The sequence below is a fragment of the Bhargavaea massiliensis genome, from assembly GCF_018390575.1.
GTDB lineage: Bacteria > Bacillota > Bacilli > Bacillales_A > Planococcaceae > Bhargavaea > Bhargavaea massiliensis.
Window position 1 is genome coordinate 362796 of record NZ_JAHBCJ010000001.1, and the last position, 24992, is coordinate 387787.

At 55.9% G+C, this 24992-nt stretch carries 26 protein-coding genes; 10 read left to right on the forward strand and 16 right to left on the reverse strand.

The window, feature by feature from the left end:
- Window positions 1-30: 30 nt before the first annotated feature.
- The 3 genes from KHA84_RS01955 to KHA84_RS01965 all read left to right on the forward strand — a co-directional run bounded on the left by KHA84_RS01955 (window position 31) and on the right by KHA84_RS01965 (window position 3914).
- Window positions 31-1488 carry a S1C family serine protease gene (locus KHA84_RS01955; protein WP_236823047.1) on the forward strand — a complete coding sequence of 486 codons (1458 nt, stop codon included), beginning with the start codon at window positions 31-33 and terminating at the stop codon, window positions 1486-1488.
- Between the two features lie 309 nt (window positions 1489-1797).
- Window positions 1798-2508 carry a response regulator transcription factor gene (locus tag KHA84_RS01960; protein ID WP_236823048.1) on the forward strand — a complete coding sequence of 237 codons (711 nt, stop codon included), beginning with the start codon at window positions 1798-1800 and terminating at the stop codon, window positions 2506-2508.
- A complete protein-coding gene (locus KHA84_RS01965; protein WP_213421710.1) occupies window positions 2505-3914 on the forward strand; it encodes a sensor histidine kinase in 1410 nt (469 codons plus the stop codon). Before KHA84_RS01960 ends, KHA84_RS01965 begins: the two co-directional genes overlap by 4 nt.
- A 26-nt stretch (window positions 3915-3940) precedes the next feature.
- Here the strand turns inward: KHA84_RS01965 and KHA84_RS01970 are convergent, their stop codons facing one another.
- The 3 genes from KHA84_RS01970 to KHA84_RS01980 form a co-directional block, all read right to left on the reverse strand.
- On the reverse strand, window positions 3941-4933 hold the full coding sequence (locus tag KHA84_RS01970; RefSeq protein ID WP_213421712.1) for a M23 family metallopeptidase: 993 nt from the start codon (window positions 4931-4933) through the stop codon (window positions 3941-3943).
- A gap of 119 nt (window positions 4934-5052) precedes the next feature.
- Window positions 5053-5439, reverse strand: a complete 387-nt coding sequence (locus KHA84_RS01975; RefSeq protein ID WP_213421713.1) for a DUF302 domain-containing protein — start codon at window positions 5437-5439, stop codon at window positions 5053-5055.
- Between the two features lie 83 nt (window positions 5440-5522).
- Window positions 5523-6377, reverse strand: a complete 855-nt coding sequence (locus tag KHA84_RS01980) for a dimethylarginine dimethylaminohydrolase family protein (protein ID WP_213421714.1) — start codon at window positions 6375-6377, stop codon at window positions 5523-5525.
- A gap of 129 nt (window positions 6378-6506) precedes the next feature.
- Here KHA84_RS01980 and KHA84_RS01985 point away from each other — a divergent pair, with 129 nt between their 5' ends.
- Entirely contained in the window at window positions 6507-6662 is a 156-nt protein-coding gene (locus tag KHA84_RS01985; protein WP_213421715.1) for a hypothetical protein, read from the forward strand.
- Window positions 6663-6753: 91 nt separating this feature from the next.
- Here KHA84_RS01985 and KHA84_RS01990 read toward each other — a convergent pair whose 3' ends face one another.
- The 5 genes from KHA84_RS01990 to KHA84_RS02010 all read right to left on the reverse strand — a co-directional run bounded on the left by KHA84_RS01990 (window position 6754) and on the right by KHA84_RS02010 (window position 11358).
- A complete protein-coding gene (locus KHA84_RS01990; RefSeq protein ID WP_213421716.1) occupies window positions 6754-7881 on the reverse strand; it encodes an ABC transporter ATP-binding protein in 1128 nt (375 codons plus the stop codon).
- Window positions 7841-8080, reverse strand: a complete 240-nt coding sequence (locus tag KHA84_RS01995; protein WP_213421717.1) for a hypothetical protein — start codon at window positions 8078-8080, stop codon at window positions 7841-7843. Before KHA84_RS01995 ends, KHA84_RS01990 begins: the two co-directional genes overlap by 41 nt.
- Before the next feature lie 71 nt (window positions 8081-8151).
- Window positions 8152-9048 (reverse strand): carbohydrate ABC transporter permease, encoded by an 897-nt coding sequence (locus KHA84_RS02000; protein ID WP_213421718.1) that lies wholly within the window; start codon window positions 9046-9048, stop codon window positions 8152-8154.
- Window positions 9048-9959 (reverse strand): carbohydrate ABC transporter permease, encoded by a 912-nt coding sequence (locus KHA84_RS02005; RefSeq protein WP_213421720.1) that lies wholly within the window; start codon window positions 9957-9959, stop codon window positions 9048-9050. The genes KHA84_RS02000 and KHA84_RS02005 overlap by 1 nt, the downstream gene beginning before the upstream one ends.
- Window positions 9960-10038: 79 nt before the next feature.
- Window positions 10039-11358, reverse strand: a complete 1320-nt coding sequence (locus KHA84_RS02010; RefSeq protein ID WP_213421721.1) for an ABC transporter substrate-binding protein — start codon at window positions 11356-11358, stop codon at window positions 10039-10041.
- A 338-nt stretch (window positions 11359-11696) separates the two neighbouring features.
- Here KHA84_RS02010 and KHA84_RS02015 point away from each other — a divergent pair, with 338 nt between their 5' ends.
- Window positions 11697-12332 carry a spore coat protein gene (locus tag KHA84_RS02015; protein ID WP_092092875.1) on the forward strand — a complete coding sequence of 212 codons (636 nt, stop codon included), beginning with the start codon at window positions 11697-11699 and terminating at the stop codon, window positions 12330-12332.
- Window positions 12333-12467: 135 nt separating this feature from the next.
- On the opposite strand, the gene KHA84_RS02020 is transcribed toward KHA84_RS02015, so the two are convergent.
- Together KHA84_RS02020 and KHA84_RS02025 are read right to left on the reverse strand one after the other, a co-directional pair.
- Entirely contained in the window at window positions 12468-12737 is a 270-nt protein-coding gene (locus tag KHA84_RS02020) for a hypothetical protein (protein ID WP_213421722.1), read from the reverse strand.
- Entirely contained in the window at window positions 12730-14403 is a 1674-nt protein-coding gene (locus KHA84_RS02025) for a DUF2207 domain-containing protein (protein ID WP_213421724.1), read from the reverse strand. Before KHA84_RS02025 ends, KHA84_RS02020 begins: the two co-directional genes overlap by 8 nt.
- 124 nt (window positions 14404-14527) lie before the next feature.
- On the opposite strand from KHA84_RS02025, the gene KHA84_RS02030 reads away from it, so the two are divergent.
- The 4 genes from KHA84_RS02030 to KHA84_RS02045 all read left to right on the forward strand — a co-directional run bounded on the left by KHA84_RS02030 (window position 14528) and on the right by KHA84_RS02045 (window position 17868).
- On the forward strand, window positions 14528-15025 hold the full coding sequence (locus tag KHA84_RS02030) for a PH domain-containing protein (RefSeq protein ID WP_213421726.1): 498 nt from the start codon (window positions 14528-14530) through the stop codon (window positions 15023-15025).
- Window positions 15025-16473: a PH domain-containing protein gene (locus tag KHA84_RS02035; protein WP_213421728.1), complete on the forward strand. Its 1449-nt coding sequence runs from the start codon at window positions 15025-15027 to the stop codon at window positions 16471-16473. The genes KHA84_RS02030 and KHA84_RS02035 overlap by 1 nt, the downstream gene beginning before the upstream one ends.
- A complete protein-coding gene (locus KHA84_RS02040; protein WP_213421730.1) occupies window positions 16446-16769 on the forward strand; it encodes an MGMT family protein in 324 nt (107 codons plus the stop codon). The genes KHA84_RS02035 and KHA84_RS02040 overlap by 28 nt, the downstream gene beginning before the upstream one ends.
- 193 nt (window positions 16770-16962) lie before the next feature.
- Window positions 16963-17868: an acetamidase/formamidase family protein gene (locus KHA84_RS02045; RefSeq protein WP_213421732.1), complete on the forward strand. Its 906-nt coding sequence runs from the start codon at window positions 16963-16965 to the stop codon at window positions 17866-17868.
- 284 nt (window positions 17869-18152) lie between these two features.
- On the opposite strand, the gene KHA84_RS02050 is transcribed toward KHA84_RS02045, so the two are convergent.
- The 4 genes from KHA84_RS02050 to KHA84_RS02065 all read right to left on the reverse strand — a co-directional run bounded on the left by KHA84_RS02050 (window position 18153) and on the right by KHA84_RS02065 (window position 21116).
- Entirely contained in the window at window positions 18153-18911 is a 759-nt protein-coding gene (locus KHA84_RS02050; RefSeq protein ID WP_213421734.1) for a DUF1129 family protein, read from the reverse strand.
- The gene (locus KHA84_RS02055) at window positions 18889-19236 is read right to left on the reverse strand and encodes a PadR family transcriptional regulator (RefSeq protein ID WP_213421736.1); all 348 of its coding nucleotides are present in this window, start codon (window positions 19234-19236) and stop codon (window positions 18889-18891) included. The genes KHA84_RS02050 and KHA84_RS02055 overlap by 23 nt, the downstream gene beginning before the upstream one ends.
- Before the next feature lie 150 nt (window positions 19237-19386).
- Window positions 19387-20733, reverse strand: a complete 1347-nt coding sequence (locus KHA84_RS15465; RefSeq protein WP_213421738.1) for a M20/M25/M40 family metallo-hydrolase — start codon at window positions 20731-20733, stop codon at window positions 19387-19389.
- 161 nt (window positions 20734-20894) lie between these two features.
- Window positions 20895-21116 carry a WYL domain-containing protein gene (locus tag KHA84_RS02065; protein WP_213421740.1) on the reverse strand — a complete coding sequence of 74 codons (222 nt, stop codon included), beginning with the start codon at window positions 21114-21116 and terminating at the stop codon, window positions 20895-20897.
- A 204-nt stretch (window positions 21117-21320) separates the two neighbouring features.
- On the opposite strand from KHA84_RS02065, the gene mscL reads away from it, so the two are divergent.
- Window positions 21321-21710 carry a large conductance mechanosensitive channel protein MscL gene (gene mscL / locus KHA84_RS02070; protein WP_213421741.1) on the forward strand — a complete coding sequence of 130 codons (390 nt, stop codon included), beginning with the start codon at window positions 21321-21323 and terminating at the stop codon, window positions 21708-21710.
- A 242-nt stretch (window positions 21711-21952) separates the two neighbouring features.
- Here mscL and KHA84_RS02075 read toward each other — a convergent pair whose 3' ends face one another.
- A complete protein-coding gene (locus KHA84_RS02075) occupies window positions 21953-22828 on the reverse strand; it encodes a lantibiotic dehydratase C-terminal domain-containing protein (protein ID WP_213421742.1) in 876 nt (291 codons plus the stop codon).
- A 13-nt stretch (window positions 22829-22841) separates the two neighbouring features.
- Window positions 22842-24815, reverse strand: coding sequence for a lantibiotic dehydratase family protein (locus KHA84_RS02080; RefSeq protein ID WP_213421743.1), 1974 nt, complete (start codon window positions 24813-24815; stop codon window positions 22842-22844).
- Between the last annotated feature and the right edge of the window lie 177 nt (window positions 24816-24992).

Below are 24992 nucleotides of genomic sequence, written 5' to 3' on the forward strand. Positions count from 1 at the left end.
GAAGACAACAGAAGCAAGGAGGAAGTGCAGATGACGTATCATCAAAATGGCCGGGAACCCGGCGATCAGCATAATTCCATAAACGAACACAACCAGGGCCCGGCAGAGCCGGACATTCGTGAACAGGAGTGGCAGCACGGAGAGGACGGCGTGCCCGATCACGTAGACACTGAACACCTGACCGAACCGGCAGCGTTCCGTACGGAGGCATCCCCGGGGGAAACGCGTGAGGAGGCTTATCGTTCCGACATGCCTGGGGCGGCAGAACAACCCGCCCCTGTTCCGGCGCGCGGTGACCGGGAGAAAAAAAAGCGCGGCGGCGCCGGCTGGCTTCAGGCGATCGGCGGCGGAGTCGCGGGTTCCGTGCTGACGCTCGCCATTGCCGTCCCGCTTCTGAATGGGGACCCCGGCGAGACGAATGCGCCGGCTGAGAGCGGCGTGCAGTCGGAGTCGCAGCAGCAGTCTGCGGGCGAAGTGACGAAAGTGTCGACGGACGGATCGCTTGCCGACATGGTCGAGCAAGTGTCCGGCTCGATCGTCGGCATCGTGAACTACCAGCAGCAACAGCAGCGTAATCCGTTCGGCGGCTCCGGCAGCGGCCAGTCGATCCCTGCCGGCACAGGCTCGGGTGTCGTATTCAAGAAAGACGGCGAATCCGCTTATATCGTGACGAACAATCACGTTGTCGAGGGGGCGTCGAAGCTTGAAGTGTCTCTGGAAAACGGTGAGCGGGCGGAAGCCGAACTCGTCGGTGCAGACGCTTTGAGCGATCTTGCAGTCGTCCGGGTCGACGCGAAGCTTGTGGATGCCGAACCGCTTGCATTCGGCGACTCGGATGCACTGCGCGCCGGTGACTCGGTCGTCGCGATCGGGAACCCGCTCGGCTTAGAGCTGTCCCGCTCCGTGACAGAAGGGATCGTAAGTGCGCCCGACCGCTCGATCAGTGTCGACACATCCGCCGGTGAATGGGAGATGAACGTCATCCAGACCGATGCCGCCATCAACCAGGGGAATTCCGGCGGCGCGCTCGTCAACATGAACGGCGAAGTGATCGGCATCAACAGCCTGAAGATCGGCGGCTCCGGTGTCGAAGGCCTCGGATTCGCCATCCCGTCGAATGACGTCGTGCCGCTCGTCGAGGAAATGATGGAATCCGGCCAGGTCGAGCGTCCTTACGCCGGCATCTCGATGTATGACGTGGCCCAGATTCCGCGTGGTGAACTCGACGGCCTGCCGAACGACATTTCCAAGGGCGTCTATATTGCCGGCGTAGATCCCGAGGGTGCTGCGGCAAAGGGCGGCATCAAGGAAGGCGACGTCATCACCGCCATCGACGGCGAGGAGATTGAGGACGGCCAGGCACTCCGCCGCTACCTCTACTCCGAGCTTGAAGTCGGCGACCAGGCCGTGTTCACCGTCTACCGCGAGGGCAAAAAGACGGAGATTCCGGTCACGCTCGGATCCAATAAAGCCTCTTCCCCTTCCTGATGGGGTGTGCCCGCCGGTTTGCGTCCGGCGGGTTTTATTGTGGGATGCGGGAGAGAGTATTGGGACATTCAGCGGGAGTATCGGGACATTCGGAGGCGGTATCGAGACATTGCCGGAGAAACGTGACACTCGGGGCTGGTTGCGTAACATTCACGGCCAGTTCCGTAACACTCAAAGACGATTGCGTAACACTCACGGCCAGTTCCGTAACACTCGCTCCACATCGGGCAGCACATGCCCCCCAATTCCTGCGGCTCCCCATTTTGCAGGTCAACTGAAGCTTTGATTATACTGAAAGGAGTGAGACCGATGAGAAAGGAGGCATCAGCGGTGAGGATTCTCGTTATTGAAGACAGCGAGAGCGTGGCGTCGATGATCGGGATGTTTTTCTCGAAGGAAGGCATCGACGGGACGTTCATCATGGACGGTGACGCAGGCTGCCGGGAGGCGATGACCGGCGAGTACGACTGCCTGATCATCGACTGGATGCTTCCGGGCATGGATGGTGTGACAATCTGCCGGAAAGTGCGCGAGGCAGGGCTCGATGTGCCTGTCATTATGCTGACGGCAAAAACAGCCGAGGAAGACCAGGTGACTGGGCTTGAGACGGGAGCGGATGATTATGTGACGAAGCCGTTCAGCCCGGCCGCGCTTATGGCCCGGATCCGTGCCGTGACCCGCCGTTACGGGAAGCAGCCGCAGCAGGCGGAGGACGGCATCATCCGGACCCGGCATTTCCTGATCAACGAGAAAACCCGGGAAGTGCGTCTGGACGGCGAGCCGCTGCCCGGCCTGACGCCTAAGGAATTTGATTTGCTCGCCCACTTTGCCCGGCATCCGAAACAGGTCTTTTCCCGCGAGCAGTTGATCGAAAGCGTTTGGGGATACGGATTCTACGGCGATGACCGGACCGTCGATGTGCATGTAAAGCGCCTCCGCACCAAGACGGAATCTGAAAGCAGGCAGTTTTTCCACACGGTATGGGGCGTCGGTTACCGGTTTGAGGAGACGGACGGATGAAATTCCGGTACCTTTACCAGCTGGTCGCCAGCCATATCGGTGTCCTTTTCATCGCATTTCTCGTCCTGACGCTGCTGTTCGCTCACTTCGCCGAGGAGCTCATTTATGAGGACAAGACTGACGAGCTTGTGTCCTACGGGCGGAATCTGATGGGCAACCTGTCGGAGAATCCCGGGGAGTCCCGCCGGATTCTCGGCGAATATGGGCGCGTGCTGGAAGGCCGGGACATCCAGTTCAGTTTGTTCGATTCGGACTCGGCGGTCGTTTATTCCTCCGGCCGCCCGGCATCGCTGATCAAGCTGCGCCGGGAGGAATGGGGCAGGATCCGGAGCGGGCAGGCCATCATCGTCAACCAGGAGTTTGAGCGGTCGGATGTCGGCGTCACGTTCACCCTCCTGCCCTACATCCGGGACGGTCATTTCACCGGCGGCGTGCTTCTTACCTCCCCGATTTCCGGTTCGCGCGAAGTCATATCCGAGCTGAACCGTTACCTGTTCTGGGCGATGCTGGCGGCACTTGCCGCCTCCCTGTTGCTCGGATGGGGGCTGTCTGCGTTCCATGTCAAGCGGCTCAGGAGGATCCGCGATGCTGCGTCACGCGTCGCTTCCGGGGACTACTCGGTCCGCGTCCCCTCCTCCAAAGTGGATGAAATCGGTGAACTTTCCGCGGACTTTAATGGAATGGCGGAGCGGCTGGAGCAATCGATGAATGAAATCGACCGGCTCGAAAACCGTCGGCGCCAGTTTATCGCAGACGTTTCCCATGAGATGCGGACACCGCTCACGACAATCCGCGGGACGCTCGACGGTCTCCGTGACGGCATGATCCGGGAAGAAGAGCGGGAGCGGGCGCTTGCTCTGGCCGGCAAGGAAACGCGCCGGCTCATCCGGCTCGTGAATGAAAACCTGGATTATGAGAAAATCCGTTCCGGCCAGATCACGCTAGAGAAAACGGAGATTCCGCTGGATGACATGCTTCCGCTGATTGCCGAGCAGCTCGAGACGATTGCAGAGGAAAAAGGCAATGTCATCCGCGCGGAAACGGAAAGCGGCGCGACGGTCTTCGCCGATTACGACCGGCTGATCCAGATCCTGATCAACATCACGAAAAACAGCATTCAATTCACAAAAGGCGGAACGATCACGCTTCGGGGACACATGGACGGCGGGACCGCAGTCATCGAGGTCGCAGACACCGGCGAAGGGATCGATCCGGAAGATGTGGAGCGCATTTGGGAACGCTTCTACCGCGCGGGCGTTTCCAGGACTTCCAACCCGTTCGGCGAATTCGGGCTGGGACTGTCGATCGTCCGGCAGCTCGTGAAGCTGCACGGCGGGACCATTCGCGTCGAGAGCAAAAAAGACGCAGGCACAACTTTCACTCTGCGATTTCCGCCAAAAGAGTAAAGAGCCTCCCCGGACGGGATGGCCCTTTACTTTTTCTTTTCTTCCTGTTCCCATCTGTTCAGCGACGGGTACGGATCAAACGCCCACTCGGAGCGGCCGTCGAACTTGTACATTCCGTAATGGAGATGGGGCGGGAACTTGCCGGAAGTGCCTTCCTTGCCGTAGCCTGAACTGCCGACATAGCCGACGACGGTTCCCGGCTCGACGACTTGCCCTTCCTCGATTCCTTTTTCAAAGCCCGAGAGATGAGCGTAATAATGATATACGTTGTGAGCATCGCGGATTCCGACCCGCCAGCCGCCGAACTCGTTCCAGCCCTTCATCTCGATTACGCCGTAGGTGACGGACCGCACCGGAACGCCATACGAGGCGAACAGGTCCGTGCCTTCATGCATGCGGCGGCCTCCCCAGCCGCGCCTGGCGCCCCATGTGCTCCTGTACGTGTAGTGATGGGTCTTGGGAAGTGGAAACACATGGGTGTCGAGCTCGATGGTGCCGAAGCTGCGGAACAGTTCGTCGATCGTCATGATTTGCCGCACGGCCTCTTCGCTGCCGAAGAATTCATATAGCGCGAGACGCCGGTCCTGCGCGTCTCCGCCATTTATGCCGATTGTGTTTGCAAGTGTAAAGAGAATGTCTTCCGGGTCTTCCGGGTCGGCTTTGCCGTCCCCGTTGCCGTCCATGCCGCCGCCTTCAAAGAACTCAATGGCTGCGGGATCGCTTTCTCCATGTTCGGGGTTCGGGGCGCCGGCCCAGAATTCCTCCTCGAAGCGGAAAGCGACCGGGCCCTCGATCTCTTCCAAATCGTTCCGGACCCGCTGGATGTTCCGCTCATACCGGTCGATTGCGGCGAGCGTATGCCACGGCACAGAAGGCGTCTCATACGTCATATACAAATTCATCCGTTCCTCTGCAATGGACTGCTCCGTTTCCTCCCCCGAATCCTCCGCCCGGACGATTGAGACAAAAAGGACGGAAAGCAGCAGCAAATAGGCCGGCAGCCAGATGGCGTGGCGCACGGGTCATAACCTCCCTTCACCCTCTTAGGCTTGCCGGCCGTCCCATTCTCATGAATGGCAATATGCGGTTATATTAAGGTTCCCTCACCCTAACATTAAGCTCATTCTTGTTGCGGCCATTACTTTGCCGCCCGATCAATGACGCCTTTCAATGTCTCCTCGATCTCCCCGGCCAAAGCAATCATATCTTCCCTGCCGGTCAGGCCGAGCAGCCGGGTCGGCTTCGGCATGCCGATCCGGGTTGTCCCGCCCTCCTCATAAACAGCGATTTTGCATGGCAGGAGATAGCCGATCTTCAGGTCTTTCTTCAGCACTTCCGCTGCAGCAGCCGGGTTGCATACTTCCAGAATCGTAATGGGCTTGTCGAAATCCTGCCCTTTCTGCTGAAGCGTATCGGTCATGTCCAGCTCCCAAAGGACACCAAACTTCACACCGCCCAGTTCTTCCTTGAGGGCACCGATCGCGGCTTCACGGGTTTTTGCCGTTTCCTTCGTATATTCGAACACCCTTTACCCTCTCCTTTCAGGTTGTCGATTTCTTGGGAAATAACGTTATTTCCCGGGAAATGAGTCGAATTGACAGGAAATAATCAGCCTCTTTCCACCGGCATCGAGCAGCACCGGAACGATCCCCCGGATTTGATGATTTCCGTAAAGTCGATTTCGATGACCTCGTAACCGTGATCACGCATCGCGTGGTTCACTTCAGGGTTGACGGGCAGGCTGAACAGCTTACGGCCGCCGATCGACAGGACATTTGTGCCCATCGTGAACTGCTCGTCTGCGCTCACTTCAATCAGGTTATATTTCTCGCCAAGCTTCTCAACAGTCGCCGGGTGCAAAGCTTCCGGGAAAATCAGCGCCGTACCCGGCGAAAGGATATTAAAGACACAGTCGAGGTGCAGGTATTTCCCATCAAACTCAATCGGAACGATGTCATGCTTCGGGAGCTCCTCCGTCAGCATCAGGATGGCATCGCGGGATGTGCGTTCGCTGACCCCGACATAGACGGTGTCCCGGTCAACGATGACATCGCCGCCCTCTATCTTGCCGCCGTCCAGCTTCCGGTAACGGATGCCTTTTTCGCATAGAAGCTTTTCCAGCGCTTCTTCCTCGCCCTGGCGGATATCGCTTGCCATCCGGGAAATGAATAGCTCTTCGCCGACCGTGAACCCGATGTCCCGGGTGAACACTTGCTCCGGGTATTCTTCGGACGGCTCCAGCTCGATCACTTCCGCACCATGGGCACGGAGCGTGTCGCGGAATGTGCGGTACTGATCCATCGCCCGCTCCCGGTCGATGTTTTCGTTCTCATATTGCTTTTGCACTTCATTAATCGCTTCTTCAATTGCCATATAACGGGGCGGGCAGAGAATGACCCGCCGGAGTGTGCCGTATTCTGTGCTGACTTCAATCTTGGATGTTTCGTCTTTCGGCAGTGTCAACTTTTGTTCTCCTCCACTTAAAATCCGTAATCGCTTTACTTTTCCCCATTCCGTACAGATAAAAACAGGCTGTTTCGTTCCGTGGCACGCGGGAATAATAAGGGCAAGAACAGAAAGGGAGCGATTCTGATGAAGAGCTACGCGGACAACGACAAAAATCAGCAAAATGGCAAATGGGCAGATAAAGCCAATGACGCCGCGAAAAAGGCAGAGGAAAAGCTGGACAACATCAAAAAAGAAGCCCGTGAAGCGGCAGAGACCCATAATGAGGAAAAAAGCGAGTGACCCAAAACCGGCATCGTGACATGCCGGTTTTAGTATGGGCTGAACCATAAGAAAACGCTGCTCCGTAAAAACCGGAACAGCGTTTTTTAATTTATAGTGCTATTGCCGCTTCTTCCCCGAGCTTCAAACGGTCTCCGCTTACGGCATCGAAAAAGTGGGCGAGTTCCATGTCGTAGGCGAGCCGGACGGTTTCTCCCGCGCGGAGGTCAAGCCCCGAGTCGATACGGGCGATCAGCTCCTGGCTGCCGAGTTTCGAGTAGAGAAGCGTTTCCGCTCCGGTCAGCTCAGAAACGATGACTTCCGAGTCCATAACGGCCATTGACTGGCCTGCTGCGGCAGGCGGCTCCAATGTGACATGTTCCGGACGGATGCCCATTGTGACCGGTCCTTCACCGTAGCCTGTGGCCTTCATCGCCCGGGCTTTCATCTCCGGAAGCGGAAGACGGATGCCGTCGACTGTGACGAATTCACCGTCCTTCACTTCTCCGCTGAAGAAGTTCATCGCGGGTGAACCGATAAATCCGCCGACAAATGTGTTTTCCGGATAGTCATAGACATCCTTAGGAGCGCCGACCTGCTGGATGACACCGTCTTTCATGATGACGATCCGTGTCGCCATCGTCATCGCCTCGGTCTGGTCGTGGGTGACGTAGACGGTTGTCGTCTTCAGCCGGTTGTGGAGCTTGGAGATTTCCGCGCGCATCTGGAAGCGGAGCTTCGCGTCCAGGTTCGAGAGAGGCTCGTCCATCAGAAACAGCTTGGCGTCACGCACGATTGCTCGGCCTAGGGCGACACGCTGGCGCTGTCCGCCTGAAAGGGCGCGCGGCTTCCGCTGCAGATAGTCCTCAAGACCAAGAATTTTCGCTGCCTCTGTGACCCGTTTTTTGATCTCGTCTTTCTTGAACTTCCGCATTTTCAGCGCGAACGCCATGTTGTCATACACGGTCATATGCGGATAAAGGGCATAGTTCTGGAACACCATCGCGATGTCCCGGCTTTTTGGCGACACGTCGTTCATGAGCCGGCCGTCCATCACGAACTCACCTTCGGTAATTTCTTCAAGGCCGGCGATCATGCGCAGCATCGTCGACTTCCCGCACCCGGACGGCCCGACGAGGACGATAAATTCGCCGTCCTCAATCTCGAGGTTAAAGTCCTTTACCGCCGTGACGTCTTTGTCATACGTTTTCGAGATGTTCTTGAGTTCGATCTTGACCATATGGACTCTCCTTTACACCGCTTGTTGAGCTGGAATTGACATTGATGGTTTGAATGAGCGGTTTTGGAATAAGAAGCAGGATGGCGATCGGCAGAAAGACGAGCAGCAGAACAGGCGTGCCCGCCTGGAAGCTGAATTCCCTTACCGGTTCATCTGTCTCCAGATTCCTGGCCGTGCGTTTCGCTTCGATTTTCAGCATGTTCAGTTCCCCTTTCATCCGCCTACCGATCACTTTATGCGGCATCCGGCGAATTCATCAGCCGCACGGCCTCACTTTCCGCCGGACTGCAGGTTGATGCCCTGGATAAAGTACTTCTGGAAAAAGAAGAACAGGATGATCACCGGCAGGAGGACGAGGAGCGATCCTGCCATCAGGTAGTTCCACTGGGTGCTCATCTGGCCCTTGAACACCTGGAGACCGAGCTGGAGCGTATACAGGCTTTCGTCGTTCACATACAGGAGCGGCCCGAGGAAATCGTTCCACGCCCCGTTAAACGAGAAGATGGCGACGGTCGCAAGCGCCGGCTTCGTAAGCGGGAGGCCGATTCTCCACCAGATCCAGAAATGGCTGGCCCCTTCCATCTTGGCCGCCTCGATCAGCTCGTCCGGAATGGTCATGTAAAACTGCCGAAGCAGGAAGATGTTGAACGCACTTCCGAAAAACGCCGGCACGACGAGCGGAAAGTAAGTGTTCAGCCATTGCAGTTTTGCGAACAGCACATACTGGGGGATGAGCGTGACAAATCCCGGAATCATCATCGTCGACAGGACGATCATGAACAGCACGTTCCTCCCTTTGAACGGAATTTTGGCGAATCCGTAGGCGATAAAGGAGTTCACGAACACATTCCCGATGACGACCAGGGCCGTGATGGTCAGCGTGTTGACTGTATATAGGTCAAACGGCGCCGCTTCCCATGTTTTCATGTAGTTGCTCCAGTTCCAGCTTTCCGGCCAGAACGTCGGCGGGTAGGTCATCACCTCTTGCATCGTCTTGACGGACGTGACGAGCATCCACCAGAGCGGCGACAGCATGAGGATGCTGCCTGCCGCAAGAAGGACCCAGTTGATGATGTTGAGCGCCTGCCTCCGGCCTTGGATCGTTTCAAAATGCGAGACGTTCGGCTTGGAGAACTTTGGACGTCCGGCGGTTGTCTGTTTGACCATCACTTCCCGCCCCCTTCATAATGCACCCATTTTGGCGCAAGCTTCAGGTTAACAATTGTCAGGACAAAGACAATGATGAACAGAATCCACGACATCGCCATGGCATAGCCCATGTCGAATGCTTCAAACGCCTTTTGCCACATGTAGAGGTTATAGAAAAGCATCGAATTGACCGGCCCGCCCTCGCCGTTCGACATGACGTAGGCCTCCTGGAAAATCTGAAATCCGCCGATGAGGCTTGTCACGATATCGAAAAAGATGACGGGCGTGATCATCGGAATCGTAATTCGCGTGAATTGCTGCCAGGCGTTGGCACCGTCGATCTCAGCTGCTTCGTACAGGCTCCTTGAGATGCCCTGCATGCTCGCCAGATAAAGCAGCATTCCGCCACCGACACTCCACAGCTTCATGAAGATGAGCGCGGGCTTGGTCCATTCAGGATCGAACAGCCAGTTCGGCCCCTGGATGCCAAACCAAGCGAGGACCGTGTTCACCATGCCGGTCCCCGGCTCGAGCAGCTGCATCCAGAGAAGGTAGACGCCGACCCCGGAGAGGACGGCCGGGAGGTAATAGATTGTCCGGAACAGCCGCATGCCCGGAATGTCGCGGTTCAGCAGAGCCGACAGGAAAATGGCTCCGATTGTCGTGAGCGGCACAGAAAAAAGGACATAATAAAGGGTGTTGTAGAGCGATGTCCAGAACAGCTGGTCTCCGGAAAACAGCTTCTCATAGTTGCTGAGCCCGATAAAGTCCATCTGAGAGGTGACGTTGTAGTTCGTGAAGCTTGCCGCGAAGGAGAACAGCAGCGGGCCCGCTGTGAATACGATGAATCCGATGATCCATGGGAGAATAAAGAGATACCCCTGAAGTCCTTCTTTCGTCTTGTAGTTGAATCTGCGCTTTCCGGCCATCCCGCCTCGCCTCCTTGTCCCGTTTTATGTAATGAAAAGAAGGAGGGCGGCTCCGCCCCCCTTCCCTGTTTATGAATGTTTAGTTCGAGTTTTGCTCAATAAGTTTTTCAACTGCAGCCTGCGCGTCTTTCAGCGCCTGTTCCGGAGTTTTCTTGCCGAGATAGACATTGTCGAATTCCGGATTGACGAGTGTCGTGAAGTCGGGAGCCGCAAGCGGAACCGGTGTCAGCATCGTCTGAGGCATCGCCTCGACAGCCAGCTCGTACACCATCTTGCCGTTGTCATCAAACTCATCGCTCGAGGCTGCGCTTTCGGACGCCTCGACGTTCGCGATGTTGTCGAAGTTCTTGACCGCCCAGTATTCCTGCGCTTCCTTGCCCGTCAGGTATTTGATGAACTCCCATGAGGCATCCGGGTTTTTAGCGCCGTACGGAATCTCGGCAACGAATCCGCCTCCCCAGCTGGTATGCCCGTTGCCCGGTTCCTTCTCAGGCAGAAGGGCGACGCCGAAGTTCAGGTCAGGCGCGTAGTCTCGGATTTGAGTGTAGAACGTCGGCTGCTGGACGAGCATGGCCAGATCGCCCGAGAAGAACGGGTTGGCCTGCTGGCTCTCCATCTGTGACTTCCAGGAGTTGATGTTGTTCTCGCCGTATTTGTCATGCCATGATTTCAGCCATTCCAGCGTTTCCAGCTTCGCCGGCGTGTTCACCTTTGCCTCGCTGTTTTCATCGATGAAATTGACCTTGTCCGCGTTCATCATCCAGACGTCCGTCCCGACTCCGAACAGCGGGTAGAAGCCGATGCGCTCATACTTGTCGCCGTTTTTCACATCAAGCTTGTCCGCGTAATCCCGAAGCTCATCCCATGTTTTCGGAGGCTGCTCGGGATCAAGTCCCGCTTCTTCGAAAGCGTCTTTGTTGTAGAAGAGGACACGGGTATCCGTGTTGAACGGAATGCCGTAGGAATCGCCTTCATGGAGGGTCGCATTCCAGAGCTCCTCGTAGAAGTCGCCGGAGATGTCATCCTTCTCCAGGTATTTCGAGAGGTTCTCCGCCTGCTGGTTTTTCCCGCGGAGCGCGGTCGCGTTGATGTCGTTGATGACCACGTCAGGCGGATCTCCCGCCGCGATTGCCGCAAGTTCCTTTGTCCAGATATCGCCCCAAGGGACGAAGGTGTGCTTGACTTCAATCTCGTCCTGGGAGTTGTTGAAGTCCTCGATGATTTTTTCGATGATCGGACGGCGGATTTCGGATCCCCAGAACGTCCAGAAATCAAGCATGATCTTATCGCCTTCTGCAGCGGCATCTTCTTTGCCGGACCCACCTTTGGTGAAACCGTTGCATCCGGACAAAACAAGCATCAGGACCAGCAGAACCGGGACCCACTTGAATCGTTTCATGTCTCTTCCCCCTAATCTTCTTGTGTTATGTATGGGCAAACCTATCTTCTCTTTCCTCTTCGACACGCGAAGTAAACCTTCTTAACTATTTTACAACATTTGACGCACAATTCAAATAGTTCTAAAGTATTCCTGTCGAAAAAAGGCAGGACTTGTCGATTAATGACACCCTTCCTTTTTCTTCATAAACATGGTGCTAAAGTCACCAGCATGCAAAATTCCGACGAAGCTCCTTGATTCCATCCCGTTATCGCCCTTTTCGGCAAATGCATAACGCCGTAAGGAAAGCGGATACTATCCGTGTTCGGCCATCATGAAAAAATGGAGGGAATATGCAGATGACGCAAAACTTCGGCCAAGACCCGCAGAACGTCACCCACACGAACATGCATACCGGACAGGTGGGCCAGCAGATGAACCACGGGGGACACGAGGCATTTGACGTCCACGAAGTGCTGTCGACGATGATCGGCGCGATGGACATGTCGACCCTGATGCGTCCGCATGCACAGGATCCGGAGCTCATCGATATCATGGACCGCCAGTACCGGTTCATGCAGCAGTCGTACAACACGCTTGTTGACTGCTTCAAGTCTGGGACCGATCCCCAGATGCCGACGCAGAGCTACAAGATGGCAGGCGGCAACGACTGGGTTTACGGGATGAAGCAGTCTCAGCCGAAAAAGCCGATGCAGTCCCCGCAGGAGCTGAACGACGCAGCCATTTCCGGCTTCCTTCTGTCCGGACACAAGGCCGGCGCGACGGCCTGCACGGCAGCCGCGCTTGAGACGACAAACCCGGTCGTCCGCCGCGTTCTGGCCGACTCGGTGCCGAACTGCATCGAGATGGCCTACGAGCTGTCGATCTACCAGAACAAGCACCATTACTATCAGGTGCCACAGCTTGCCGAGCAGGACATGCAGGCCATCATGAACGCCTATGCCCCGGCCGGCAGCCAGGGAGGCATGCAGTAACCGCTGCATGTACGGAGAAAAAGCATGCGGACCCCATTGGCGGTCCGCATGCTTTTTGTTGTGAATTGTGAATGGAGCATAAGGATGCCCTGCAGTCCTGTATTCGAGCCCGCCCCGTCCTATCCAGGGTAAAAGCTATAATTCCCGCTCCTTCACGTACGAGTCCAACTCCCTCCTCCATTCATCCGTCCGACCGGGATCCAGAAGAATCCACTCCAATTCCCAACCTCTGATAAACTCACGGAATTCTGCGCTGTGGAGCACGACAGGGCCGTAACGGACGTTCAGACTGTCCCAGATTCCGCTTTTCTTCAATAGCTTCAGCCGCTGACTGATGAGGCGGTTTTTCTTTGTGGGCCAGCGGGTTTCCAGGAAGCCGGCCAGCAGCACCAACAGATCACCCATCCGTCTTCGTTTCCTTTTCTTCCCGGTCTCTGATCATCCGGGCGAGTCCCTTGAATTTCGGGGCCAGCACGTGCACCCGGTGCTCGCGGAGCCGGTTCTCTTCCGGTGTCCCGTCCGGCACGCGGAAGCGGTCCCCGGTGTAGATCAGCCGGTTGATCGCATACTTGAGCCGGTAAGCGAACCTGGAGACGAGGAGCGCCCTCGGGAAAAAGAACCACACGAGAAGATAGCCGATGACGAACAGCAGGATGACCGCTCCGGTGCCGGGCACGTCAAACGCTGCCATGCTGAGGGTCAGGTAAAGCCCGTAGACGATACCGAGCCAGCGCCGGTGCAAGTTCTTCACATGCAGGTACAAAAAGACGAGGATGCCCGCCAAAAATGCCGCAAGCCATCCCGCCGGCATCGCGGAGACCACGGCTCCTAGGATGGCGGCTGCTGTCGGGACAAGTGCGGAGACCAGCAGCACACGTTTCGGGATTTTCAGGTTCACCGTGCCCGCTTCCTCCAGCATGCCGAGAACGGATCCATGCCATTCCCTCAGTGCACGCTTGGCCCGGTCAGACTTGATTTCCGCCGGTCCGAGGATGCGGCGGCCGCCCGTATTGCGGAACAGTTTCCTGATGAACTGCTGCTCATGCGGCTCAAGCCGTTCCGTGCTGCCCTTCACCTCCCAGACCTGCCCGCCCGGCCCACCGGTGACGGATACCGCCCGTTTCTCAAGCAGCCCGTACAGCATCGCATCCGCTGATCGCGGCGTGAAGCGGCCGCCCCACCTTACAAAATGAAGGTACACCAGGTCCATGGAAAGGATCAGGTCCTCATCCTTTTTCATGATGGGCAGCCGCTGAGGCACAGCAAAGCTCAACAGGCCCGCCAAGATCACAGCCAGGGCCAAGGGAAATCCGACTTTCTCGAATGTTTCCCGGTGCGGCCGCATGGCAGCGATATGAGTGTACCGCTTCTCTTCCGCCTTCGCGGCTTCCTCCAGCGTCTGTGGTTCGGTCCCTTTCACAGCGTCCGTCATGACACCGGATGGGAAGAACACGCGGTAGGAGGCATCCAGCGGTTCCTCGACGACCGGATCCCGGAAAATGACCCCGTTCTCCTTCACGTCCACCTCCGAACCGTTCATGTTCCTCGTATACGGCCGGATCGAAGCTGCGCCGGCATTGCCGGGCAGGACCACGGAAACTTCAAGATTCCGGAGCCCCTCGAACTCGTAGCTGGTGCTGGAAAACAGCCCGACCTCAAGGTCGCTGTATCCGTCGTACACCTTCAGCGCATCTTCCAGTAAATAAGACAGGAGGAAGGTCCGCCTTCCTCCCCGGCCGTCCAGAAGCAGTTCCCAGCCGGTGCCGCCTTCCTTCACCGCGACGGGACGGACCTCTTCGTCCGCGACTTCACCGACGCGTGCCGAGCCGTCCACTTCGCCTGCGCGGAACCCGATCACGTTTTCATGAGTGCCATAAGTAAAGTCCCGCAACACCTCCCCGGTCCCATCAGGAATTTCATAGGTGTGGATTTCATTGACCCTCACCGCGCCATCAGGACCGATCCAGAGACGGACCTGGGATTTGCTCACCTTCAGATCCGCGGCGGTTGCCGGAACAGCTCCGGCCAGCATGATCAGCATCAAGAGTCCCGCCACCACCCATTGTTTCATCCCGGCACCTCCCGTCCTTTTGTTTTCATGATACCGTATACGAAAGATCGGTTGCTCCGGTTCCGTGAAACCTTCATACACATCGTTCCGTAAAAGAAATAAGATTTATCGGAGGTGCAGGACAATGGAACTCGACATCAGGGAACCGGAAGGAAGAATCTCAAAAAAAGCGGTGACGGTATGGCGGCTCTCGAACACTATCGGCCACGGAGTCACGATGCTCGTGCTCGCGGGCCTGATCATCGCCGGGAGCCGTTTCGGCTGGTGGGGCTGGGCCATGACTGTTCTGTGGATATTCGGAAGTCTGACAGCCCTGTCGGCGGTATATTCAATCTTGATCGAACCCATGATTCTTCAGCGCACTTGGCGCTACGGGGCTGACGAGGAATTTGTCCAGATGCGGCACGGTGTCCTAACCATTCAGCACCAGACAGTTCCGATGACGAAGGTCCAGTATGTCGGGCTTGAACAGGGCCCGCTATTGCGGAAATACGGTCTCTACACGCTCACGGTCGGCACGATGGGATCAAACCACTCCATTCCGGCGCTGCCGGAGAAGGAAGCGAAGGAATTCCGCAACCGGATCGCCCGGCTCGCGAAGATCCGGGAGGAGGAAGAATGATGGAAAACCGGCGCATGCATCCCGGCCGGATCCTCCTGTCGCTGTATGAACTCGTTAAAAACAGCGCCATCGTGTTCATCTTCCTGTTCGTCCTCAGGAGAGGCTCCGATGCGGGATGGGTGGTGGCGGGCCGCTGGATTTTCATCACGGTCATCGCGATTTCCATCCTGAACATCATCCTGTCCTGGTGGCGCATGACCTACCGGCTCGAGACCGATTCGGTCCAGATCGACAGCGGCATCTTTTCCCGGAAGCACCGCAATGTCCCCTTCCGCCGCGTGCAGAACGTGAACCGGCAAGTGCCGGCCATTCTCCGATTGTTCGGCCTCACTTCGCTCACCCTCGAGACCGGCGCGGATGGCGAGGATGCGAGCGTAAAATTCCCTGCTGTAACAAAAGCGGAAGCTGCCCGGATCGAAGAAGCGCTGGACGGCTACCGGATGGAGCGGATGGAGGCCGGGGCAGAAAACCCAGGGGGTGAAGCTCCGAAAATGGCCGGTACCGGGCCCCTCCCGCAAAAGATCCGTACCGTCCACTTCACGCCGGAGCTTAAAGACGTTGTGAAGGCATCGTTCCTGTCGTTCAGTTTTATCGCGCTCATCCCCGTGCTCGCGACTCTTTATTCGAACATCGATGACTTCTTTGACCTCGACACCCGGGCAGAAGGTTTCCTGTCGTTCCTGACGGGCTCCGGAATCTTGCTTGGCGTCACAATCGCCCTATTTACGGTTGCGGCAATCGCGTTCGGCATCATCCGGACCTATCTCAAGTATGGCCGGTACGAGATTTCATCGGATGACGAGCGGATTTACATCCGGAGGGGCGTGCTGACCGAGCACTCGCTCTCCGTCAGGAAAAAGAATGTCCAGGCCATCCAGATCACCGAAACACCGTTGAAGCGGCTGCTTGGGCTTGCGGAAGCCAAGCTTGTTACTGTCGGGACCTTCGAGGAAGGACTCGAGGACATCAGCTCCCTTTATCCATTTCTCAGGAAGCAGCGTGCGGTTGAGCTGGTGGGCGAGCTGCTTCCCGACATCCGGATGCTGGACGGGATGGAGCGTCTTCCAAAGGCAGCGCTGGCTGTTCGGATGCTCCGTTTCCCGTGGACCGCCATGGTCGGCACCGTCGCGCTTTACTTCTGGCGTCCAAACTTCCCGTTTGTCCCGGACTGGCCGGTACTGGCAGCGGCGCTTTTTGTCTTCACTTATGCCCTGAGGTGCTTTGACTACCGCAACACCCGCTATGCCATCCGGGGCCCGCTTGTCCAATTCAGGAAAGGCGGCCTGTGGCGTGAAACGTTCCTGACCAGACGGGCGAAGCCGGTCCACGTCGAGGAGCTGAAGGACTTGCCGCAATCGGCTGCAGAACAGTACACGGAACGAAATCCGGAACGGATCCGGGCAGACAAGGAGGCGGAATCATGGAAGACTTTACAGAGCGGGTCGTGAATCATTTGAAAGAGGTGCCGGCGGGAACGGTCGCCTCCTACGGCCAGATTGCGCGACTTGCCGGCAATCCGAGAGCGGCGCGCCAGGTTGCCCGGATTCTTCACTCGATGAGCCGGAAGCATGGCATCCCATGGCACCGCATTGTGAACGCAAAGGGCGAAATCGTCATCAGTGACGAGGAGGCCGCTTTTGAACAGGAGGAGCGGCTCCGTGAAGAAGGGGTGCCTGTAATCGGCGGAAAGCGTGTGGACATGGAGCGATACAGGTGGGATCCGGGGTTCGGCGGGGAGGAATGATTTTCTTCGGTGGCCGGGTGCTTCGAAAAAGCAGGCGAGTGCTTCGTAATCACGGACAGGCGCGCCATCATGATGAGCAAGTGCTTCGAAAGATGGAATGAGTGCATCTTTGTATGGCCTGGGCATCGCTGGTCAGAACGCCGTTCAATTGATAGACTATTGGAAACACAAGTATACAAGGGGGCAATCGGTGATGGCAGAAACGTTGGCGTGCAAAGACGTGATCTATGCGTTCGACAAAACACACGAACCGGTCAAGCGTGTGGCATCGGGAACGACAATCGAAATCGAAACCTATGACTGCTTTGAAAACCAGGTCCAGTCGGCCGACACAAAAATCGGAGGCATCGACTGGGACCGGATCAACCCCGCGACGGGACCGATCTACGTGGAAGGCGCGCAGCCCGGTGATGTGCTGAAAGTGCGGATCGAGAAGCTTGAGATCGGAAACCAGGGCGTCATGGCGACAGGCCCTGATCTCGGCGTGCTCGGTCACCGGCAGGAAGAAATGGCGTCCAAGATCATCCCGGTGGAGGGAGATTACGCCGTCTTTGACGACAACCTGAAGATCCCGCTCAACAAGATGATCGGTGTGATCGGCGTTGCTCCTGAAGGCGAGCCTGTGCCGTGCGGGACGCCCGGCGCACACGGCGGCAACATGGACACGACCCTGATCACCGAGGGTGCGACGCTTTACTTCCCGGTGTTTGCGGAAGGCGCATTGTTTGCGCTCGGCGATTTCCACGCCGCGATGGGCGACGGCGAAATCGGCGTCTCCGGAATCGAGGTGCCCGGCAAGGCGACGGTTACGCTCGAGGTCGTAAAGGAGGGCGCCCTCCGCCACCCGCTCCTCGAGAACAAGGACGGCATCACGTTCCTCGTCTCGAAACCGACACTCGATGAAGCGGCAAAAGCAGCTGTGGAAGAGATGGCAGACTTCTTGCTTACAAGAACCGGCCTCGACGTCGCCGACCTGGCCATGATGATGAGCGCTGCCGGACAGTCACAGATCAGCCAGATCGTCGATCCGCTTATGACGGCACGGTTCTTCGTACCGAAGTACGTCCTGGATGCATACGGTGTGACGCTGTTCGAATAAGATGGGACAAGCCGGTTTCCGATGGGGAGCCGGCTTTATCTCATTAAGTAAGGACGAATCGGATGAATGCAGGGCTTCTCCGTCCGGATATTGGTTCGATCCAGCATTTTTCACGGGGGCCGCTGCGGTGACTCACGGAAAGCGATACTGCGACTGGATGTCCCGATAACAGTGCTAGATGTCTCGATACTGGAAGGCCTGGCTGCACATGTGCAAGTCATCACGCGGGTACCGAACAAAAACCCGGCAGCCTGACCGCAAGAGCGGACGACTGCCGGGGCTTTTTACGCATGATCGGCCTTGCGCTTTTCGTAAAGCAAATGCGCTGAAATGACTAGAGCAACAGCGATAAATGGGATGATGGCAGATGCAATCATCTTGGCTTCCTCCTGCAGCGGCATGGGTAGGATCAGCCACTCCGGCAAGAAAAGCGCCACCGGAATCGTAATGAGGAGCCACGAGCCCATCATTATCGCGGCGGCTGCAAACGCCGCAGCAGACAGCAGGATGATCACCAAGTTTCCGGTCCGGCCGGCCGTGTAGAACGGATCCATGATAAAGGAACCCGCCAGAAGCACACCGACAAATAGGAGAACAGACAGCATCGACAGGCCGCCCCCCACAAAGAATAGTTTTTTATCGCTCCACTGGCCGGCAGCCATCTTACGGAACAGGGTCCGGTAAAGCATAATGACCACTCCAGCAACAACCGGATAGCCGATCAGCTGCAGCAGATTGAGTGAAAACATTCCCCGGATGGCCGGGCCCATGGCGGCAAAAGCGGCAAATGACACCAGAAACGCAGGCACATACTTGAGCCAGCCGGCATAGTCGTTTTCCATCTCCTGTTCAAGCGACGCGAGGTATTCCTTCGGTGAGCCGCCAGTGATTCTGTCCACGCTTTCCCCGCGAATCTCAAGCTCTGCAAGATGGTCCTCCAGCTCTTCCGCGACTTCATCGATCTCCCTTTCGTTCTTGCCGGACGTCATCAGGTACATCCGGACGTTTGCGATAAATTCCTCACTTCTCTTCGACAGCTTCATCGTTTCCGCTCCCCTCCAGCAGGTTTCCGACGGCCCCCGCCATCACATTCCATCGTTTTTTGAATGCCTCAAGCTCTTGTTCCCCAACATCCGTCAGCCGGTAATACTTGCGCTTCGGCCCGTTTGGCGACGGCCGCATGACCGTCATGACCAAGCCTTCCTTCTGCATGCGCAGGAGCACCGGATAAATGCTTCCCTCACTCACCATGGTCAGCCCGTATTCCCCCAGCTTTTCGACCATCTCATAACCGTATGTTTCTCCCCTGCCGATGATGGCCAGAAGGCACCCTTCCAGCACCCCCTTCAGCATCTGGCTTGTTGTCATCCCGATCTCCTCCAGTATCTTGCTAAGCCAACCACCACTATCTTGTTTACCATGATAGCTCCTGGGAACCTCCGCGTCAACTACCTTGTAAAACAACATACCGAAACAAAAAATCCGCCCGGCAATTGGCCGGACAGCTGAGTCATCTGTTCAGTTTTTACGGATGACCGAGTAAAGTGCAGACCCGACAAGGTCGCCCGCTTCCTTCAGGCGTTCCTGGCTGACATGCTCGATCGTATCCTGCGGTGTGTGGTAATACGGCTCCAGTGCCGCCGTCCCTGGTTCGCGCCGGATAAAGTTCACCGCCGGGATGCCCGCCTCATGGAAGTTGACATGGTCGGAAGCGCCCCGCTGGTAAAGGATCAGCTCGGACGGCGTACCGATCCTTTCCTGAGCGGAAAGCGCCGCCTCGGTAACGATGTTCGGCTGGCCGTCCAGCGTGTTCATGAAGATGGCGGTCGCATTTTCCCATGCAGTTCCGACCATGTCCATATTGAAGTTCGCGATACTGCGGGAAATTTCATCATCGGTCAAAGTCGAAACGTAATGCGCGGAGCCGACCAGGCCGATCTCCTCAGCCCCCACAAAGGCGAAGCGCACTTCCTTGTCGAGCGGATAGCTCTTCAGCACCCGTGCAATTTCAAGAGCGGTTGCTGTTCCGGTCGCATTGTCACTCGCACCCGGCGCAAGCGGCACACTGTCGAAGTGAGCCGACACATGGACGATGTCCGGATTGTTCACGTGCTTCGGCGCACGTGTCGCAATGATGTTCTGGGACGTCTGTCCGGTCAGTGCGTCCACCTTCAGAGTGACCGTGCCGCCCGTGGCCACGATGTCTTCAAGAAGCGCTTCGCCGGATACCTTCTTGATGCCGGCAACCGGAAGCGGCGCATCCTCGCCGATGCTCATGTTCGGCGGCCCGGACGCTTCGCTGTTGTCATAGATGATGACACCGACTGCACCAGCCGCAGCCGCGTTGTCAATCTTCTCACGAAACGCGAATCCGCCCCGGCTGATCAGTGCGATTTTCCCTTCCGCCTCAACGGTAAAATCGGCCGGTGAGCCGAAGCCGGCATCATAGAGCTGCGCTGTCAGCCCTCCCTCGGGTGTCTCCGCGGAGCCGGAAGGGAAGGATGCCTCCACTTCGTCCCCGTTTGACGTAGCTAAGTGCCCCACCATCTTGTCAGGAATGCTGAATTCCTGGACTTCTATCTGATATCCGTACGACTCCAACCGCTCACGGATCAGGGAAGCCGCCTCCCGCTCCTCCGCTGTTCCGGCAACCCGAGGACCGATCGTCTCGCTCAAGTACCGGACATCCGAGTAGATACGCTCCGCATCAATTCTCGAAATGACCTTCTGATCAAATGCCGCCGGGTTGCCCGGCTTCGCCGCCTCGGCTGTGACCTGCCCGCCAAAGTCCGCCGGCATCATCACCACACCGGAAAGCAACAGTGACGCCGACAGCGTCAGTGCCGCAAATCTGCTTTTCTTCATCATCTATTCCCCCTCTTCGGTTCTTGTTCCACCGGAGGGATTCGTTCCCGAGGACCTGACCTCCTGCAACTTAATTGAAAACGGTTACATCTTCATATTCTAAACTTGCCGGCAGAGGTCTTTAGACTCACAAACGCCGGCGACAAAGGACCTGTTACTTATTATCCCGGTTGTTTCTCATGGCCATACACCGGGCGGACTGACAAAATCCGGTCAATTTTAAAAGTGCGCCGCTCCTGCCTGAGGAAGCAATACGCCGTCACGCTGTCCTGCCGGAGGCGCAACAGGCGTACACGCCGTTTTGTAACGCCTCCGTCAGACCCGATATAGATCATATCAGCCAGCTGGTGCCGCTTCATACATTTCATCAACTGTCCGTGCATTCTGTTCCCTCCGATAAGAACGTTTGTTCCCATTATATGCGAACAGTTCGTACTTAACAACCCATTTAACTCAGGAGGGCACAGGTATTTTCTACCGCATTAAAGGCACTTGCCGTTCGGCTCTTTCTTTTATTATCCCCTTACGCTACACTTGATCGCGGGTCGCCAAAGCAGCGATATTCTAACCCGTAAGGAATGAAAAACATGTGGAAAGATTTTAAGGAATTTGCGTTTAAGGGAAACATCATCGACCTGGCTGTCGCCGTCGTCATCGGCGCCGCCTTCGGGAAAATCGTCTCTTCCCTTGTTGAGAATATCATCACCCCGCTCATCGGCATTCTCGTCGGCGGCATCGACTTCACTGGATTGACGTTGACAGTCGGCAAAGCGAGTGTAACCTACGGCATCTTCCTGCAGAACGTCTTCGACTTCATCATCATCGCCTTCGCCATCTTCATGGTCCTGCGCCTCCTCACGAAGCTGAAGCGCGAAAAGGAAGAAGAAGTGGTGGAAGAACCGGAAGAAGAACTGACTGTACAAGAAGAATTGCTCCGCGAGATCCGCGACTTGCTGAAAGAACAAAAGAACAGCTGAAAAACAAAAGAAACCCGCTCCCTTTACGGATTTCCGTGAGGGAGCGGGTAAAATTGTGTTTAAGATTATTTTGTTACCAGCTCATATGGCAGGTCGGTCATTGGATTTACGCCGCCAATTACAAAAGCAAACGCACACACACCCATAGCCAAAGTCATGAAGATTTTTCTCTTCATTTTTACATCCATCCTTCCGTGTGATTTCCCTCAGTATAGCATGAAAGATTCAGTGTAAATATGCAATTATGCATATTTTGAACTTTTTTCAAGTGACTTATGTAGCAGTTTTGAGATGTATGCCTCTTCCTCATGGCATATGCCAAGCCTGTTATTTGTATCGTGAAGATAGTGGAACAAAAACTCCTCAAAAGGCGGTGATGGAATTAGTTGCTCTTCTACTTGGTGACGTACTGATGTTAGTTCTTCAATGAACGGCCGAATGGTCCTGAGCAGGTGAACGTTATTAAGTGAACGTGTCCATTGACTTCGGAACTCCTGCTCATTCATTGCCACCGCCCGATTCAAACTTTCCATTAGATCCGGATCTGCACAATTCTGGATGCAATGCATCGAATACTTCTCCAAGAACCGGATGGCAGCATCAGTGCTGCAAAGCCCTGATCGGATTGCCTGGTGCATCAGTAGTGTGACCGCAGCCGAACGGTCCGTGCCCCCCAGGAATTCGTTTTCAATTATAAAAAAAGCAAGATCTGTTGATCGCTTTAATAGCAGATCCGGCCATACAATTCCTGCAGACGGATTTTCTCCAAAGACCGGCTCGCGCTTATACGGACGGACGGCAGGCTGCTGCTCTACTTTATTTTCGGACGGCTTTTGCCTTCTTCGTCGTCTCGGTTTTTCCTCCTCCATCGCATGCAGCAGCAGATTGCAGTCATGGCGAATCCGGAAACGCAACCGCTCAGCCCCTTCATCGCACAGTTGGAATCCCGCCATAATATGATGGCCATAATGATCCTGACGACGAAGGTAATAGTAGTAGTGGACCTCCCCGGTCAGATCAGACGCCAGCGGCATGACAACCTGACGGACGACTTCGTCCAGCTGGTATTCGTATTTCGGATAGAACCGATAGATGTGCCATTCTTTTTCTCGTTGCATGTTCATCCTCCATTCAACCCCACTTTACAGCTACCTTGAACTCTGTGACGCATGGCTGACCGGAGCGCCCGATGGCATGCGCACCACGCTCCGGAAACACCTCAGTCAAAATCAGCAGGTCATCTTCCGCGAGAGATTCTGCGAAACGCCCGAATAAGCGCGGGCTGGCAAAGTGAATATAACGCTCCTTACTGCCGTTGCAGGCGGGCGTCGGGTATTTCGGATCGACCACTGAAAACATCGCCTCTCTCGGTATCCCTTTCCGCACCCGCCAGTCATGGAAGCGGAGGTAATAGTCCGATTCAGACTCCCCTGTTTTCCTTAACGGAACTTCCTCAGTTGGTATCCGCCATTCCGCAGGCGCCTTTACTACCCGGCCATCTGTCTGCCGTTGGGAATATCCCGGCCTCATCTTGCCGCTACTCTGACCTTTTTTAATGTATACCCATGGATTACTCAGCTTCAGGAAAAGCCGAACGCTGTCCGGCAACATATGATTTGGAATTTTTCCGTTATAAACAGGGACAACAGTGGTTCCGTCAGGACCGAGGATGGTGAGAGTATCAGACTCTTGGTCATGTACAATTTTGAGATCGCACAGTGTCAGGAACTTTCCGCCTCGGCCTGCATACTGGCGGTCTGTCGGCCACAGCAACTGCTGTCCGCTATAACGCTTCTCCCCGCCCGTCCAGCCAGAGCCGTATGAGAACCAGAGCGGCTCCGCATTCGGCAGCAAACCCCGTACCCACTCTTCATCTTCTGTATTAATTCCGTCCTGCAGGCATTCGGCAAGGATCTGGTAGTCCCCCCGCTTCAGCGCCTGCTCGGAACGGGCTGCCACACGGAACGACAGCATGCCATGCGGTACTATCTCAGACGGACCGAGCCGTTTCTCGATTTCTGCTTCTTCAGCAGCCCGTCCGGCATCTGCCTCGGCGATTTTTGCTTCCTCCCCCGCATCGAGCCGTGAAGCGCATTGGTTGAGGAATGTGAGTATGTCACTGCACTCGCCACCTAGGCCGTACTGTTCTGTAAACCAGCCGGTCATAGTATCTGTGACACTTGAACGGACAACGGCAACCCCCGGTTCTTTTGCAAATGACTCCAAGTCTTCTAGGACCGATTCAGGCAGACCGATCGGCTTTTCACTGCAAGACTGGTGCTCTGTGAACCAGTCACCCTTCGCCAATCGGCCTGTCAGATGAATCCGAAGCATCCCGTTAATTCTTTCAACAGAGCGAGCAGCCTTTTCCCGGAGTTTCTTCAAAGCAGTCGGACTACAGTTTTCCATATGATTAAGCTGGGCTTCGAGTAGGTAAAAACTTCTGCGGAGCCGTCTCGCTTTAGGTGAATTAATCTTCGCAACCAGCACCGCCAGCCCCTTAAGTGGGCATATCTCTGCCAGTTTTTCCGGCAACACGGGCACCAGGATTTCTTTTGACAACAAATCTATAAAGATCATCTTTCCGCCGGCTTTTTGTAGTGAACGAATCCAATCTTTCTTTTTTCGTACAGTCCCTTTTTTCAAATGGCCAGTGGCTTGATGGTCAATTGGATAAACGTATTCATGAATAACCGGACTGCCGTCGACTTCAATGCCATCTGCGACCAATAGTTCTGCCTTCCCGTTTTGAATGATGAGCCCATCGTTCACCCTAAAGGTAAGTCCTTCGTTCAGGCTGTCGTCACATGCCAAAGTGCGGATCCAATGGTCAACAAGCATTTCCCTGATGCGGACCTGTGGAAGAACTTCCTCCTTTGAATCGGCTGCTGATTTCTCCCCCAAGCGGAAACGGACCTTTGTTGTGCCGGACTCGCCGCTTTCCACAGTTGAATACATTAGATGCGCAAGGATGGTTTCCATAGTGCCTTCTTGCAATTCCACTGCGTCATTAAGCAACTGTGGATGCTGCAAAACGATTTTTCTGTGGAGAGCAGGAATTATTGTCATGCCGGCCAGCTTTGCATCTGACCGCTCATTGCCCATCCGGTAGATCAGCTTGAACCGTTCGAGAGCATCATCCAGTTCCGCTTTTCTCTTAACCCACAACTGTACAATCTCCCAGTCTCTTTCGCACAGCTCTGGCAATTTCCGCTCCAGTTCTTCAACCGTTTGCATCCCCGATCTGCTGAGGACATCCTCGACAGATTTCCAAGATTCTGA

Coding starts and splice junctions, on each gene's coding strand:
- KHA84_RS01955 (WP_236823047.1), top strand. CDS start 31: ATGACGTATCATCAAAATGGCCGGGAACCCGGCGATCAGCATAATTCC.
- KHA84_RS01960 (WP_236823048.1), top strand. CDS start 1,798: ATGAGAAAGGAGGCATCAGCGGTGAGGATTCTCGTTATTGAAGACAGC.
- KHA84_RS01965 (WP_213421710.1), top strand. CDS start 2,505: ATGAAATTCCGGTACCTTTACCAGCTGGTCGCCAGCCATATCGGTGTC.
- KHA84_RS01985 (WP_213421715.1), top strand. CDS start 6,507: ATGAAGAGCTACGCGGACAACGACAAAAATCAGCAAAATGGCAAATGG.
- KHA84_RS01990 (WP_213421716.1), bottom strand. CDS start 7,881: ATGGTCAAGATCGAACTCAAGAACATCTCGAAAACGTATGACAAAGAC.
- KHA84_RS01995 (WP_213421717.1), bottom strand. CDS start 8,080: ATGCTGAAAATCGAAGCGAAACGCACGGCCAGGAATCTGGAGACAGAT.
- KHA84_RS02000 (WP_213421718.1), bottom strand. CDS start 9,048: ATGGTCAAACAGACAACCGCCGGACGTCCAAAGTTCTCCAAGCCGAAC.
- KHA84_RS02005 (WP_213421720.1), bottom strand. CDS start 9,959: ATGGCCGGAAAGCGCAGATTCAACTACAAGACGAAAGAAGGACTTCAG.
- KHA84_RS02010 (WP_213421721.1), bottom strand. CDS start 11,358: ATGAAACGATTCAAGTGGGTCCCGGTTCTGCTGGTCCTGATGCTTGTT.
- KHA84_RS02015 (WP_092092875.1), top strand. CDS start 11,697: ATGACGCAAAACTTCGGCCAAGACCCGCAGAACGTCACCCACACGAAC.
- KHA84_RS02020 (WP_213421722.1), bottom strand. CDS start 12,737: ATGGGTGATCTGTTGGTGCTGCTGGCCGGCTTCCTGGAAACCCGCTGG.
- KHA84_RS02025 (WP_213421724.1), bottom strand. CDS start 14,403: ATGAAACAATGGGTGGTGGCGGGACTCTTGATGCTGATCATGCTGGCC.
- KHA84_RS02030 (WP_213421726.1), top strand. CDS start 14,528: ATGGAACTCGACATCAGGGAACCGGAAGGAAGAATCTCAAAAAAAGCG.
- KHA84_RS02035 (WP_213421728.1), top strand. CDS start 15,025: ATGGAAAACCGGCGCATGCATCCCGGCCGGATCCTCCTGTCGCTGTAT.
- KHA84_RS02040 (WP_213421730.1), top strand. CDS start 16,446: ATGGAAGACTTTACAGAGCGGGTCGTGAATCATTTGAAAGAGGTGCCG.
- KHA84_RS02045 (WP_213421732.1), top strand. CDS start 16,963: ATGGCAGAAACGTTGGCGTGCAAAGACGTGATCTATGCGTTCGACAAA.
- KHA84_RS02050 (WP_213421734.1), bottom strand. CDS start 18,911: ATGAAGCTGTCGAAGAGAAGTGAGGAATTTATCGCAAACGTCCGGATG.
- KHA84_RS02055 (WP_213421736.1), bottom strand. CDS start 19,236: ATGACAACAAGCCAGATGCTGAAGGGGGTGCTGGAAGGGTGCCTTCTG.
- KHA84_RS15465 (WP_213421738.1), bottom strand. CDS start 20,733: ATGAAGAAAAGCAGATTTGCGGCACTGACGCTGTCGGCGTCACTGTTG.
- KHA84_RS02065 (WP_213421740.1), bottom strand. CDS start 21,116: ATGCACGGACAGTTGATGAAATGTATGAAGCGGCACCAGCTGGCTGAT.
- mscL (WP_213421741.1), top strand. CDS start 21,321: ATGTGGAAAGATTTTAAGGAATTTGCGTTTAAGGGAAACATCATCGAC.
- KHA84_RS02075 (WP_213421742.1), bottom strand. CDS start 22,828: ATGCAACGAGAAAAAGAATGGCACATCTATCGGTTCTATCCGAAATAC.
- KHA84_RS02080 (WP_213421743.1), bottom strand. CDS start 24,815: ATGGGCAATGAGCGGTCAGATGCAAAGCTGGCCGGCATGACAATAATT.